Genomic DNA, 14,013 nt, shown 5'->3' on the forward strand with positions numbered 1-14,013 from the left:
CCGATCCTACACAGAGGCTGCCATACCTTTGCCGGGCTACGGGGTGCCGCTGCGCGGCAGGGCTACCGCCCCGGCCCCTACCGGCAACCCGCGCCCGGCGGGCGCGGCTTCGGGCACATGGCCGCCTGAACCGCCTGCATCGATCGACCGTACACTGAGCATTCAGTACGACCAAGAAATGGTCTGTCGCTCGGTGATGGGCGTAGAGCGCGCTGTCTGCAAAGCGACGGCACTCAGTCGGGCCAGGCGCGCAGCCACAGCAAGTGCTAATCGGAACGCGGGGCCCGACAGGATCTGCCGAACTCGATATTGTCGAATCTCATTCCATGTCGCCGCTCCAAGCTTGCCGGCTTGCTCTGACCAACTCACGGATGGCCTGGCGTTCTGACGCGATCGCGGCGGCCAGTTCCTGTAGCTTCTCCAGCTTTACACGCTCGGTTTCCTGAAAACCCTCGTTTAGGTTGCGGGTGATCTGGTTGATGTTGCGGCCGATGGCGGCCAGCTCTCGGTTGGCCGCCAACACGGCCGCCAACTCCGCATCCGTCAATACCGGGAGGCTGGTGACGTTGGTTTGTACAAGCGCGGCAACCCAACGGCCCAGAGCCATGCCACCCGTCCTGGCTCGCTCCTTGGCAGCATCGCGTAGGAAGGCCGCCAAGCGCACTGTAACGCGTTCGGTACTTAGGCGGCTTAGATGAGGCTTCGCCGGCTCGTACGAGGACGATTCCTGACCGACTTCGGCCATGACCAATGTCCGCAACAGCTCGGATTCCGTCATACGACGGCTTCTAGCGCAGCGCTCGAACGCCGCTTTGACTTCCGGCTGAACGCGCGCTTTCAGTTCTTTTCTGAGTTCAGTCATAAATATCCGATCTCAATGAAGCCTCGCTTTGAGGATCTCGGTGTTTGGCTGAATGCGGGGTCAAGGGCGGCACCGGAGGCCGCATGCGGAGCGCAGGGCCGCCTGGCCCGAGCACCGAACGGGCGAGGATGCCGGCGAAGCGAACCCTTGATGCCGCTGGAAGCCATCAAGCCTATGGCAAGGGAGTAGGTCAAGGGCGTAGCCCGCTGTGCCTGCTCCCGCTGCCAGTCCGGCAAGGTCGGACGCGGGGTGCAGCCGAAGGGGATGCCCAAGCCCGAAGGGCGCGGAGGAATGATTGCTTGGCCCCAAAGGGGCCCCGATAGTTTGGGGGGGCGCGCAGGGGGCTGGAGGATGCCCCGAAGGTAATGCCGTGAAGCCGCCCGTCGCGTTAAAGATTTTAAATAAAGTTAATCCGCGCGCGCGCGTTACGGTTTCTTGAAATCCGCGCGGCGACTGGCTTGGCGATGCCTTCGTGTGGGCAAATGCACGAGACCGTGGGCGTGTGAAAGCACGTGTCAATTCACAGGAGAGCGTGGGTGACCGCACGTCCCAATTCACAGGTGGTGGAGACTTATCCACAGCGAGGGATACACGTGCTTTCACCCACGCTCTCCTTTGGCAGACGATACGCCGCGAGCCGTCAGAAGGTCGCCAATCCTGGCCTTGGCTCCCTTCGGGCCACGGGCATAGAAGGTCATGGTGTCGCGCTCATGATTGAACGCCATTTGATAGTCGGGAAGGCTGTTGCTTTCTGCCAGTTCCTTCACCAGGCGCCGAAACTCTCGCAGACTCGCGGTACTACCAGCCTTGGTACGCAAAAGAGACAGCGATATGCCCCATTTGGGCTGCGCACCGCAATGCTTGCGCGCCAGTTCATAGATGCGCCGGTCCAACGGTTTGCGCAGTCGAAAGTATTCGCGGCTGAGGGTCAGCACTTGCTTGGTTTTTACCGACCGGTAGAGCCATTCAGGGAGTACCACCGACACGGCTACCATCCGGTTATCACTTGAACTGCGTTCGATAATGCGAAAGGCTTCGATCAGACCGAAGCCAGCCTTCTCGCGAATGTCATTCGTCTTGATGTTAGTAATGATGCGTGAGCCAGCGAGCCGCTCTAACGTATCGCTGAGTCTCTCGTAACTGCGACCGCTTGTGCCACGGTTGGTGGCGCTAAGGAAGTCATACGCCGTGAAGTGAATAGTGCGGTCCGTGTCGTTTCGGCCTCGATTCATCGCTTCAACCAACTGACTGATGCAGTAGATCCAAATGTCTTTGTCGTGGATGGTTGCCAGCCCCTTTGCTCCTGGTTGAACCTCGATGCTCTGGCCGTTGTGTTCATACCGTCTGATGCGCCGGTCTCCGGCCTTGAGCGCGAACAAGGGGTGTTCCATTGACGCTATGTCGTCCTTCGGTGCGGCATCGAGAATGTCTGCGACGAAGAAATCCCGTTGGGTATAACGATCAGGCAGGAGCCTTCCGCTGCCGGCGGAAGGCTGCTTGGTGGGCACTGTGTCGAAGGGCATGGCTTACCCTCGAAGTGCTGGGGCGTGGTCCTTTCCTGCTGTCGGGGTATGCGCCAACGTCTTGGCTAGCTGCAGCGCCTTTGTGGGTCGACCCCGTTTCGGCCGCTTGTTCGCTGGGTGGCTCGGGTCTGCCGTGCAAAGGCCGTCGATATAAGCCGCCACATCGATTAGACGGAAGGCACGCTTGCTACCCATCTTGAACGAAGGGATGGGGTAGCGGCCCTGAGAGAGTGCATTCCTAATCGTCTGCGCTGTCTCGCTGGTGATTTCACTCACCTGCCGAACCGACAGCGTGGGGGGGTAAAGCGGGGTTAGGTACTCAAGAAGAGTAAGCTTTGTGAAAGCCAAGATGGAACACCTCTGTGGGTGGCCGCGAGCACTGTTGTGCGCGCGGCCGCAACCGAGAGGTGTGTGATCCGGTATCTGCCAATCCCAGCCATCAGGACTTGGTTCACGGCTGTTTGATGTATTTTCCGAAACACCCGCTTCCACTGGGCTAGCGCCCCCTGGGGACGCCCCTTGTTTTGGCAGCAGAAGATCTCGTAAGCTCCTGCCGTGGCGTTTCTCCACGGGCGCTACCCCGCGCTGTTTATCCACTCGCTCTTGTTCGCCTTATCCACACTCTTTAAGGCGAACGCAGCCGTCCTGCTCGCTTTCATGGCCTCCAGGTGCACGCCCCATGACGGACTTTTTCAAGGCGCGCACCGGACTGCAAGCCATTCCGGTGCAGCGATTATACTTGTGTGTAACCCCTCGTCGTCAACGGGGCTGATGCACCATCGATGTCACAAGCCTTGTCCAAATTCTGTCCAAGAGCAGTGCAAATTCTTCTGGTAGAGTGCCGAATACTTCGGCATAACTCGATATACCGGAAAGAGCCTAGGTACTTGATGCAGTTGGGCAATCCTGGCACAGCGTGCTTTGGAATCAAAGGGTTGCGCGCATGCGAATGGGATTCGCAATGCAGAGGTCGGGAGTTCGATCCTCCTTCGGTCCACCAGAACATCAGGACGTGATTCAAGACGTGAGACGGGAACGATATTTTTGCGCGGCGCGCAAGGATGCGTTTCCTGGACGAGCGCACGAGATGCCTGCCTGACAAGAAGAGCCGACTTGAGGTCGGCTCTTTTTTTTTCGTCCAGAACGAATAGCGGCAGGCCAGTGGCGGCGCTATAGCCATTTGGGTACATCGACGCATACATGGCTGCGAAGCTTGTCGATCAAGGCACTCGCGTCTGTATCCACGACTATCGAATGCCGATGCGCCGCGGGCAGGAATTTCGTGTTGACCATATGGTCGATGAACCCCAGAAACGGCGCGAAAAAGCTGGCGGCGTTCAACAGACCGACGGGTTTGTCGATCTCCGAAAGCTGGTTCATGGTCCATACCTCCATCAGCTCTTCAATCGTCCCAATTCCACCCGGCAGCGCGATAAAGGCGTCGGCGAGCTCGACCATGCGTTCCTTCCGGCTGCGCAGCGTCGGCGTGATTTCCTGTTTGGTCAGATCCAGATGCGATTGCCCGCGCCGATGCAGGTTTTCGGTAATCACGCCATGGACGTTGCCGCCGGAAGCCAGCGCGGCATCGGCGACAACGCCCATCAGGCCTTTTGTCGTCCCGCCATATACAACGGTGATTCCCGCTTTCCCCAGTGCCTGACCGAGCGCTCGCGCTCCTTCGGCAAACGCCTCCGATGCGCCGTAGTTCGATCCGCAAAATACAGCGATGGTCTTGATTGAACGTCTCGTCATGGCCGATGGATTCTCCTGAGGTCCGGGAAGTCTACGAATCCCATGACCCGTCCCCAAGGTCCATAAATGGCAATTGCGGCTGGTCCATGATTCGGGTTGGCGGGCCCGCCCGGAACATGTCATTCTGGCTTGCCCCGCACCGCCACGCCGGTTTGACATGGTATGGTCGCCAGTAATTAATCTGCAATATTGACTAGACCATGACCGAGACAAAGACCCGCAGTATTCCGCCGTTGGATCCCGCGGCGGCCGCGCCTTTCTACCGGCAGATCTACGAGCGTTTTCGTGGCGCCATTACCGGCGGAGTGTTGAAGCCGGGTGACCGAATCCCTTCAGCACGCGCGCTGACGAAAGAGTTGGGTCTGGCAAGAGGCACGATCGAGGCTGCCTATTCCTTGTTGGCCGCCGAGGGGTACATTCAGGCTCGCGGCCAGGCAGGGACCATTGTGACGCCGGGCCTCAAGCCGCAATCGCGCATGGCAACCGCGACGCCCCCGCCCAAAATCGGCGTCGATGCGACGAGTTATCGCCCGGATTCCATCCTGCCGTTCCAGATGGGGTTGCCTGCCCTCGATATGTTTCCCCGAAAGATCTGGGCTCGACTGGGCGCGCGATGTGTACGCGCCATGCAGCCGTCGGACATGGTTCATCCGTCCGTATTCGGTTCGCAGGCGCTGCGCGCCGAGATCGCCGCATATCTCCAGGTTTCGCGTGGCATCAATTGCGCCCCGCATCAGATATTCGTGACATCGGGATATCGCCACACCATCGAGTTGATTACGCATGCCTTGCTGAAGGCGGGCGATCGCGTTTGGCTTGAAAACCCCGGATACCCGCCGACGCGAGAAATATTGGGGCACATGCAGATTGCGGCAGTCCCGTTGCCGGTAGACCAGGAGGGGCTAGTCGTTTCCGAAGGCATCAGGCTAGCGCCGCGGGCGCGCGCAGCGGTGGTCACGCCTGCGCATCAGAGTCCACTGTGTGTGTCGCTGTCCCTGACGCGGCGGCAGGCGTTGCTGGACTGGGCCGCGCGAAATCACGCATGGATTATCGAGGACGATTACGACGGCGAGTATCGGTATGTCAGCCGTCCTCTGGCGGCGTTGAAGAGCCTGGATCGCGATGGGCGTGTGCTGTATGCAGGAACCTTCAGCAAGGTGCTGTTTCCGAGCATTCGACTTGCATATCTCGTCGTGCCGGAAGCGCAGGTCGAGAGATTCGAGACGATCAGTCAGGCTTTGGCAGGCGGTAGTCCGCAGCTTACCCAGGCCATCGTCACAGCCTTCATTACCGAGGGACACTTCGCGCGTCATATTCAACGGATGCGGAAACTCTATGCCGAGCGTCGGGAAGCCACAGCAGCAGGCTTGAAAAGCGTGCTGGGGAAACACATGCAAATCGATTCACAGCCGGGAGGCATGCATTTGATCTTGCGATTGCAAGGCCAGCAGTCAGATCGCCGGCTTGCCGCGCGCATACGGGAAGAGGGCTTGTACGCCGAAGCGTTGACCGATTGGACCACGAATCGCGATGGCGCCTCCGCCTTGCTTCTCGGTTTCACGAATATCGACTCCGAAGAGACGGCCGAGAATCTCGGAAGGCGCATCCTGACGCTGATGTCATGATCGAAAATGTGCGCCTTGGGGCGATCATGGCCTAATGTGCAAGACCGATCTTGGATCTTTTGAGGTAGGCCAAGAAGCGGCACGATAGCGTCCTTCATCAGTCAACATCAAGGATTCGTCATGACCGCTCGTATCGATTACGCCAAGGCCTCGCCCGAAGGCTACAAGGCTTTCGGAGGCGTGTACGGCACGCTTCAACACGGCAGCCTGCCAAAAGAACTCGTCGATCTGGTGTATTTGCGGGTTTCTCAAATCAACGGCTGCGCATTCTGCATTGACATGCACTCGCGGGATTTGCTCAAGTCCGGTCTTGCCGTGGACAAGCTCGTATTAGTGCCCGTGTGGCACGAAGCGGGCGAAGTATTCAGTGCCCGCGAGCGGGTCGCATTGGCCTGGGCGGAAACCGTTACACGCGTCGCCGAAACTGGTGTTCCCGATGCCGACTACGAAGCTGCCGCGGCCGAGTTCAGCGACAAGGAGCTTGCCGATCTGACCTACGCGATCGGCTTGATGAACGCCTTCAACCGATTTGGCGTTGCGTTCCGCGCGACCCCCGCTGCTGCAAAAGCCTGAAATCTCCCATGAGCGAGTGCTTGCCGTATGGGCAGGCCTCGCTTTTCAAATCACGGAAGGAACCTGTCATATATGGCATGGGTATTACTAGGGATCGCCGGCCTTCTCGAAATTGCATTCGCCTTCGCCATGAAGTCGTCTGCAGGGTTCACGCGATTGATCCCCGCGCTGTTGACACTCGCCGCCGGTTTGTCGAGTGTCTTTCTGCTTTCGCTCTCGCTCCGTACCCTGCCAATGGGGACGGGCTACGCGGTCTGGACCGGTATTGGCGCGGCCGGTACCGCGATCCTGGGAATCATCGTGCTCGGTGACTCCGCCGCGCCGATGAGGGTGCTCTGCATTGTTCTGATTCTGACGGGCGTTATCGGACTCAAGCTGGCTTCGGGAAGTTGAGGGCGGTTTGCCGGGCCGCTTGCATGGCGTCCGGGTGCAGTGCACAAACGCCTCCGCCATCCGACATCAACAAGCGCCGAAATTGGCGGTACGATTCCCGGGAATCTGCTTATGCCCGTCAATCGTTGTTCCGAAGGTGGGACGGGAACAGAAGCCGATCCTGTCCGGCACTGGCCCGTCCAGCCCGGGACCCCGTTGATCCGCGCCAATCGGAGCTCGCATGCCTGCTCGATACAGATTCGCCGCTGCCGCCGCCCTCCTCGCCGCCACGACGCTGGCTCATGCCGCCGGCATGGAGGTCACTTCCACCTCCTTTCTGGAAGGAGGCACCATTCCCACGCTCCACGGCAACGACACCGATAACTGCGGCGGCAAGGGTGTATCGCCGCAAGTCGGGTGGTCAAACCTGCCGCCGAAGGCGCGCTCGGTGGTCGTGTTCCTGTACGACCCCGATGGCCAGAACGGCCTGGGTGTCTCGCACTGGGTTGCCTACAACATCGCCGCCAGCCGCAATGAACTGAAGCAGGGCGAAGGGCAGGCCGAGGGCAAGGGCGCCACGGTCGGCAAGAACATTCGGGGCGATACCGTTTATCGCGGCCCCTGCCCGCCGGTCGGCGACTTGCCGCATCACTACACGCTGACCGTCATCGCCACGGATCTGGAGCCCAACGCGCTGCAGCCCGGCATGACGCGCCAGGAAGTACTCGACGCCCTGAAAGGCCATGCGCTGGGCGGGCAAAGCATCGTCGGACGCTATGCCCGATAGGCAAGTGGCCGGAGCATCCGATGCGCCCGTGGTGGGCGAGACCGCCACGAACGCCGAGGCGCGGCACATCGCCGGCCGGCGCAGCACGCTGGTCAGCGTTGTCGTCAACGTTGCGCTGACCGCGGCGCAGGGCGTGGTCGGCGTCCTGGCGGGATCGCAAGCGCTGATCGCGGATGCCATGCATTCCTTGTCGGACCTGATCTCCGACTTCGTGGTGCTGTTTGCCGGCCATCACAGCCACAAGGATGCCGATACCGATCACCCGTACGGTCATCAGCGGTTCGAGACGGCCGCGTCGCTGGCGCTGGGCGCGCTGCTTCTGGCGGTTGGCGTCGGCATGCTGTGGAGCGCCGTCGGCAAGATCCAGCACCCGGAGGGCGTCCAGCCCGTGAAGCTGGTGGCGCTCTGGATGGCGCTGGTCGCGCTGGCCGGCAAGGAATTGCTGTTCCGCTACATGCTGCACGTGGCGGAGCGCGTGCGGTCCAGCATGCTGGTGGCCAATGCCTGGCACGCGCGGTCCGATGCGGCGTCCTCGCTGGTGGTGGCACTTGGCATCGGCGGCAACCTGCTGGGCTATCACGTGCTGGACCCGGTGGCCGCGATCGTCGTCGGCCTGATGGTGGCGAAGATGGGTCTGCAGTTCGGCTGGAACGCCCTCGGGGATCTGATGGACCGTGCCGCCGATGACGAGACCGTGGCCAACTTGCGCGATGTCATGCTCGCCACCCCTGGCGTGCTGGGTCTGCATGATCTGAAGACCCGCAAGATGGGCGATATGGTGCTGGTGGATGTGCACCTGGAAATCCAGGCCGACCTGACGGTCGAGGCAGGCCATGCCATTGCCACGGAGGCGCGCCGCCGGGCGATGCAACGTGACGACGTGCTCAACGTCATGACGCACGTGGATCCGGTTCGCGTCGCGGCCCGCCCGACAGCGGCGCCAGATTTGGCCCCAGCGCCCGGCATGTCGGAAATGTCCTAATCGTCTAAAGCGTCCGCCATGACGGCCCCGCCGGGCGAGACGTGGCCTTCCGAGGCCAGTCTCCGCCAGGCCGCAGGCGCGCCCTCAGCGCAGATCGCTGCGCCGATAGAGGCTGAGTCCGACCGCCAGGAAGGCGAGCATGCCCGCGCAACCGCGATTGATCCATTGCACGGCGCGTGCTGACAGCGTACGCATCGCGTGCCGGCCGCCGAACGCGTAGATCGCCATCATCACGATATCCATGACTGCGGCGACGACGGCCAGGATCACGTACTGGATGGCCACCGGCTTGTCCGCATGGACGAACTGCGGCACGAACGCCGACGTAAACAGCAAAGTCTTTGGGTTGGAGAGCGCCACGAACAGTGCCCGCAGGAACGCGGCGCGCCCGCTGGCGGAAGATGCCCCGGGCGCCGCCACGAGCGCGTGGGTTGGCGCGCGCCACATCGACCACGCGAGGTACAGCAAATAGGCCGCGCCGATCCATTTGATCACCGTAAACAGCTGCTCGGACGCCTGCAGCACCGCGCCCAGCCCGCAACCCACCGCGCCGATCAGGATCAGGTCCGCCAGCGCCGCGCCGGCAATCCCACAGGACGCCACGCGCATGCCGCGTGTGGCGCCGTTGCTGAGCGCCAGCAGCATCGTCGGACCGGGCGTCACCATCACGGCGGCAACGGCGATCAGGTAGAGAAACAAGGTCGTGGCATCCATCGGCGGCTCCAGGCAGCTGCGCCATGCAAGGCGCAAGCGATCCGCCAGTGTGCCGCGTTTGACCGCGATGCGCACGCGTTGCCTGTGGACATCTTTTCGGCACCTGGGGACAACTACATGAAAAGCCTGTGGCCCGGCTGGGGGTGGCATGTGGGATGTATACGGATAACCTGGACCTATCGGCGCCCCGCGTATACGTCCATCCAAACTATCCACGTATACGCACCCCGCTTGCCCCTGCGCTTGTCTTTTCGCCAACCTGCTGACGCAAAAGGGAAAAATCCGGTTATCCACGGGCAGGCGCCACATCTATCTACTACTACTATTCATGTATACGTAAACAATACTGAACTACGTATACAGACCGTTGCCGAGGGTGGAATGCCCTGTGGATGACTCGGCATCCGACACGGCAGATGGAGGGATCGGCCTCGTATACCGTCGACGATTCCCTGCCACCACTTCGCGCCCAGGCGCGCCTTAGCGTGGCACCTTGAATGCCTTGCGGGCACGCAACGCCTCCGTGCGGGCCCAGCAGCCTTCCTGATGGTCGTTCACCAGGCCCATGGCCTGCATCAGCGCGTACATCGTGGTCGGGCCGACGAACTTCCAGCCGCGCTTCTTCAAGTCTTTCGACAGCGCCACCGATTCCGGAGACGTCGTCATCTCGCGCAGGGCCTCGGGCGTGATCTTCTTCGGCCGGCTTTTCGGGTCCGGCTCGAACTTCCAGAAATAGGCGGCCAGCGATGGCTCGGTCGACAGCAGCTCCTGCGCGCGCTTCGCATTGTTGATGGCGGCCTCGATCTTGCCGCGGTGCCGGACGATGCCGGCGTCGCCGAGCAGGCGTTCCACGTCGCGGTCAGTGAAGCGCGCCACCTTGTCGATGTCGAAGTTGGCAAACGCCTTGCGGAACGCCTCGCGCTTGCGCAGGATCGTCAGCCAGCTCAATCCGGACTGAAAGCCTTCCAGGCAGATCTTCTCGAACAGGCGTCGGTCGTCGTCGACGGGAAAACCCCATTCGTTGTCGTGGTAGTGGCAGTAATCCTCGATCGTGCCGCACCAGCCGCAGCGGTCCCGATGCTGCGACGCGGATTCGGACATTGTCATTGCCTTGAAACTCCTTGTAGTGGATGGAAAGTGCCGGCTGTGCCCCCGGGCGCGCTGGCGCTTTTGCTACGATCATGCCCGGACAAATGGTTTTGCGTAAAGGGTCGAAAGGGCTGGAAATGGACATGCAATTGGCAACACTGGAAGACGACGGCTGGATGCTCGATGACGGCGAGGAAATCGCCGCCCAACACCCGGAAACGTTCTGGATTCCTTCCCGGGAGCAGCGGGACGCGCTGCAGCCCGGCCAGCAGGTCAAGCTGATTTTCCGTATCGTCACCGAGGACGCGGACGGCGCCGAGGAGATGCATGTCGAGCGGATGTGGGTCATCGTCAGCGGTCGCGAAGGTAACCTGTACCGGGGTGAGCTCGACAACCAGCCGTACTGCACCGACGAGATGAACCCGGGCCTGCCGGTCTGCTTCGAAGCGCGCCATGTGATCAACATCTTCGAAAGCGAAGAGGGCGGCGAGGCGGTAAAGGCCGGCGACGACGTCTGAGCGCCAGACCCGGCTTCCCGCCGGACCGCGCGGGATTGACGGACGTCGCGGCCGGCGGCAATAAAAAAAGCCAACCCTCGGGTTGGCTTTTTTGCGGTCGCAACGGCGAGCTTACGCGAGCTTCTTGCCGGTGCGGTCGTGCATGAACACCAGGGCCACGAAGCTGATGGCCGCGGCGATGATCACGTAGTACGCGGGGGCCAGCTTGTTGTGCGTCGACTCGATCAGCCACGTGACGATCAGCGGGGCAAAGCCGCCGAAGATGGTCACGGCGAAGTTATAGGCCAGCGACAGGCCCGTGGAGCGCACCTCGGTCGGGAATTGCTCCGCCAGCACCGCCGGGGCCGGGCCCGTGAAGGCGGCCAGCAGGATGCCCAGCACGACCTGCACCTGCAGCAGCGTGGCCGTGGTCGGCGACACATTGAGCCAGTGGAACAGCGGGTACGCCAGCACGCCGATGATCAGCGCCACGGTGCCCAGCATGCGCTTGCGGCCCACGCGATCGGACAGCATGCCCATCAGCGGACACAGCACCAGGATGATCGCGCCACAGATGGCCGTGGACTGGAACGTGGCGCCCAGCGGCAGCCCCAGCTGCTGCTTGGCGTAGGACGGCATGTAGAACACCAGCACGTAGGTGCAGACCGTCCACAGGATGGTCACGCCCAGGCCGGCCAGCACCTCGCGCGGATGGTCGCGCAGGACCTGTGACAGCGGCGAGAACTTGACCTTGCTGGCGTTGCGCTCGGCCCGGCGCGCCTCGAACTCGGGCGGCTCTTCCAGGTGGGAGCGGATGTACATGCCCACCGGCCCGATCAGCAGGCCGAACAGGAACGGGATGCGCCAGCCCCAGGCGTCGATCTGCGCCTGGTCCAGCCCGTTGGTCACCAGCGCGCCCATGGCCGCGCCCAGCATGAACGAGATGCCCTGGCTGGCCTGCTGCCAGCTGGCGTACGCGCCACGCTCCTCGTCGGGGGCGTGTTCGATCAGGAAGGCCGTGGCACCGCCGACCTCGCCGCCGGCGGAAAAGCCCTGGATCAGCCGGGCCACGACGATCAGCGCCGGGGCCCACAGGCCGATCGAATTGTAGGTGGGCGCCAGGCCGATGATGGCCGTGCCCAGCGCCATCAGCAGGATCGTCAGCGTCAGCGCCGCCTTGCGGCCCACGCGGTCGGCATAGACGCCGAGCACGATGGCGCCGACCGGACGCATGAAGAAGCCGACGCCAAAGGTGGCGACGGTCAGCAGGAACGAGGTGAGGTCATCGCCGGTGGGGAAGAACAGTTTGGCGATGATGACGGCGAAGAAGCTGTAGACGGTGAAATCGAACCATTCCAGGCCATTGCCGATGGTCGCGGCGATGATCGCGCGTCGTCGGGTGGCTTTGGTGAGTTCGTGGGCAGGTGCGGCGATGACGGACATGGCGCTTTTGACAACGATGAAGGAACCGGTGGATGCCCCCGCTTCTGCGAGCGGCGGCGCGAGGCGTCATCTTAAGCGATTCCTTACATCGCACCCGAGAAGTCGGCTCAAGGGCACGTGGGAGAGCAATGGGCGCTACGAGCGGGCAGAGTGGCCAGAGTGGCCAGAGTGGCCGGAACGGAGGTGTTAGCCGGGACGCCGCCCGTTCGTGGCGTGATCGCGGCGCGCGGGGGGCGCGGAGGGCAACTTGGGCGCGGCGTTGGCCACCGCATCCGGGCGCCCGGTTTCCGGACGCTTGCGCGTGAACCAGAGCCAGGCGGCGCTGGCCAGCCAGCCGACCACAAAGACCGTATCCCCGGCATGATTGAACAGGGCGGCGGCGGACGGGGTGCGGAAGAGTTCGGCCAGCAAGTCGGCGGGCAAGCGTGCGACGATCCACAGCAGCACAGCCGGGCCGCTGCCGTAGACGCCGGGCTGCCACCACAGGGCGTGGGGCAAGGCGTGCCGGTGTGCATTGCGCTTTACCACGGGGGTTCTCCAGCTGACCGCCCGGTTCCGAGGCGGGCGCATCTTGCGTTGTGGGTAGCGCTCCCGCGCCGGTCGACTAGTGGGGCGGCCTGGCGCGGTGAGCCATGGGGCTCCCTGTCATCATCATAGGCCGATTCGCCTTGCGCCTGCCGCTCGCGGGCGGCAATCCCACGTGGACTGTGTGCGCTATCCAACGCGTCGTGCCCGGCACCCGATAAGTGCCGGGGGGAGCTTCAAGTTTTTTGCACGATATATCCGCAATCGGCTTTCGCCGGACGGGCGCATCTTTGCCAGACTTCAGGCATACGCACAAAGCCTTTGAAGGTCACGACCATGCTTCCCGCTCTCTATGTGTCACACGGTTCTCCCATGCTGGCGATCGATCCCGGACCGACCGGCGCCGCCTTCGATGCGCTGGGCGAGCGGTTGCGCGCGGAACACCCCAAGGCGGTGCTGGTCATTTCGGCGCACTGGATCTACAGCACGCTGGCCGTCAGCACCCGCAATCGGCAGGAGGCCTGGCACGACTTCGGTGGCTTCCCGCGCGAGCTCTACGCGCTGCGCTACGACGCGCCCGGCGCCCCGACGCTGGCCGCCCGCGTGAAGGCGCTGGTCGAGGCCGCTGCCATCCCCGGGGCCGGGTTTGTCGCCGAGGATGAGGATCGCCCGCTGGATCACGGCGCCTGGATGCCGTTGCGCCATTTCTTCCCGCAGGCGGACGTGCCCGTCGTGCAACTGGCGCTGAACCCGTACCTGACGCCGGCCATGCAGATCGAGATCGGCCGCGCGCTGGCGCCGCTGCGCGAGGAAGGCGTGCTCGTGATCGGCTCCGGCAGCTTTACCCACAACCTGCAGGAAGTGTTCGGCGGCGGCCGCAAGGCCCAGCACGGACCGGAAACCGAGCCGTACGTGGATGCCTTTCGCGGCTGGATGCTGGATGCGCTGGACGAGGCGCTGGCCACCGGGGACGTCAGCCGGATCGCCGACTATCGCGCCCAGGCTCCCTATGCGCGCCGGGCGCACCCGACCGACGAGCACCTGCTGCCGCTATACGTGACGCTGGGCGCGGCCATCGGCCCGCGAGCGGCCTCGACGGGGCAGACCCAGGTAGCCCGCGTGGCGGATGAGGTGACCTACGGTGTGCTGGCCATGGACACCTTCGTGTTCGACGGCATGGGCGCGGGGCACGTGCGGCTGGACAAGGCAGCCTGACCGGGGCGACTTGAGCTGGACTCCCGGGCGCTTCGCCGGGAACGAAAAAGGCGG

Annotated in this window: 14 protein-coding genes; 7 read left to right on the forward strand and 7 right to left on the reverse strand. The window is 62.9% G+C overall.

The window, feature by feature from the left end; genetic code table 11:
• Positions 1–319: 319 nt before the first annotated feature.
• The 3 genes from mobC to BLR29_RS18950 all read right to left on the reverse strand — a co-directional run bounded on the left by mobC (position 320) and on the right by BLR29_RS18950 (position 4,137).
• Complete coding sequence (mobC, locus tag BLR29_RS18940) at positions 320–862, reverse strand: plasmid mobilization relaxosome protein MobC (protein WP_092138563.1); 543 nt, start codon at positions 860–862, stop codon at positions 320–322.
• 599 nt (positions 863–1,461) lie between these two features.
• The gene (locus BLR29_RS18945) at positions 1,462–2,385 is read right to left on the reverse strand and encodes a replication initiator protein A (protein WP_092138564.1); all 924 of its coding nucleotides are present in this window, start codon (positions 2,383–2,385) and stop codon (positions 1,462–1,464) included.
• Between the two features lie 1,170 nt (positions 2,386–3,555).
• Complete coding sequence (locus tag BLR29_RS18950; protein ID WP_092138565.1) at positions 3,556–4,137, reverse strand: LOG family protein; 582 nt, start codon at positions 4,135–4,137, stop codon at positions 3,556–3,558.
• Positions 4,138–4,337: 200 nt separating this feature from the next.
• Between BLR29_RS18950 and BLR29_RS18955 the strand changes: the two genes are divergently transcribed.
• The 5 genes from BLR29_RS18955 to BLR29_RS18975 all read left to right on the forward strand — a co-directional run bounded on the left by BLR29_RS18955 (position 4,338) and on the right by BLR29_RS18975 (position 8,476).
• Positions 4,338–5,762: a MocR-like pyridoxine biosynthesis transcription factor PdxR gene (locus BLR29_RS18955; protein ID WP_092138566.1), complete on the forward strand. Its 1,425-nt coding sequence runs from the start codon at positions 4,338–4,340 to the stop codon at positions 5,760–5,762.
• Positions 5,763–5,882: 120 nt separating this feature from the next.
• Complete coding sequence (locus BLR29_RS18960) at positions 5,883–6,335, forward strand: carboxymuconolactone decarboxylase family protein (protein ID WP_092138567.1); 453 nt, start codon at positions 5,883–5,885, stop codon at positions 6,333–6,335.
• A gap of 72 nt (positions 6,336–6,407) precedes the next feature.
• Positions 6,408–6,728 (forward strand): DMT family transporter, encoded by a 321-nt coding sequence (locus tag BLR29_RS18965; RefSeq protein WP_092138568.1) that lies wholly within the window; start codon positions 6,408–6,410, stop codon positions 6,726–6,728.
• Between the two features lie 220 nt (positions 6,729–6,948).
• Positions 6,949–7,494, forward strand: a complete 546-nt coding sequence (locus tag BLR29_RS18970; protein WP_255371312.1) for a YbhB/YbcL family Raf kinase inhibitor-like protein — start codon at positions 6,949–6,951, stop codon at positions 7,492–7,494.
• Positions 7,484–8,476: a cation diffusion facilitator family transporter gene (locus tag BLR29_RS18975; protein WP_092138636.1), complete on the forward strand. Its 993-nt coding sequence runs from the start codon at positions 7,484–7,486 to the stop codon at positions 8,474–8,476. Before BLR29_RS18970 ends, BLR29_RS18975 begins: the two co-directional genes overlap by 11 nt.
• A gap of 84 nt (positions 8,477–8,560) precedes the next feature.
• Here the strand turns inward: BLR29_RS18975 and BLR29_RS18980 are convergent, their stop codons facing one another.
• Positions 8,561–9,190: a LysE family translocator gene (locus tag BLR29_RS18980; protein ID WP_092138637.1), complete on the reverse strand. Its 630-nt coding sequence runs from the start codon at positions 9,188–9,190 to the stop codon at positions 8,561–8,563.
• 480 nt (positions 9,191–9,670) lie between these two features.
• A complete protein-coding gene (locus BLR29_RS18985) occupies positions 9,671–10,297 on the reverse strand; it encodes a DNA-3-methyladenine glycosylase I (protein ID WP_092138569.1) in 627 nt (208 codons plus the stop codon).
• Between the two features lie 119 nt (positions 10,298–10,416).
• Between BLR29_RS18985 and BLR29_RS18990 the strand changes: the two genes are divergently transcribed.
• Complete coding sequence (locus tag BLR29_RS18990) at positions 10,417–10,797, forward strand: DUF2314 domain-containing protein (RefSeq protein WP_092138570.1); 381 nt, start codon at positions 10,417–10,419, stop codon at positions 10,795–10,797.
• 111 nt (positions 10,798–10,908) lie between these two features.
• Here BLR29_RS18990 and BLR29_RS18995 read toward each other — a convergent pair whose 3' ends face one another.
• On the reverse strand, positions 10,909–12,219 hold the full coding sequence (locus BLR29_RS18995; protein WP_092138571.1) for an MFS transporter: 1,311 nt from the start codon (positions 12,217–12,219) through the stop codon (positions 10,909–10,911).
• Positions 12,220–12,405: 186 nt separating this feature from the next.
• The gene (locus BLR29_RS19000; protein ID WP_369804654.1) at positions 12,406–12,705 is read right to left on the reverse strand and encodes a hypothetical protein; all 300 of its coding nucleotides are present in this window, start codon (positions 12,703–12,705) and stop codon (positions 12,406–12,408) included.
• A 375-nt stretch (positions 12,706–13,080) separates the two neighbouring features.
• Between BLR29_RS19000 and BLR29_RS19005 the strand changes: the two genes are divergently transcribed.
• Positions 13,081–13,959: a DODA-type extradiol aromatic ring-opening family dioxygenase gene (locus BLR29_RS19005; protein ID WP_092138638.1), complete on the forward strand. Its 879-nt coding sequence runs from the start codon at positions 13,081–13,083 to the stop codon at positions 13,957–13,959.
• The last annotated feature ends 54 nt before the right edge of the window (positions 13,960–14,013 follow it).

Origin of the sequence: Cupriavidus sp. YR651 (assembly GCF_900101625.1) — a bacterium.
In the GTDB taxonomy this organism is placed as follows: Bacteria; Pseudomonadota; Gammaproteobacteria; order Burkholderiales; family Burkholderiaceae; genus Cupriavidus.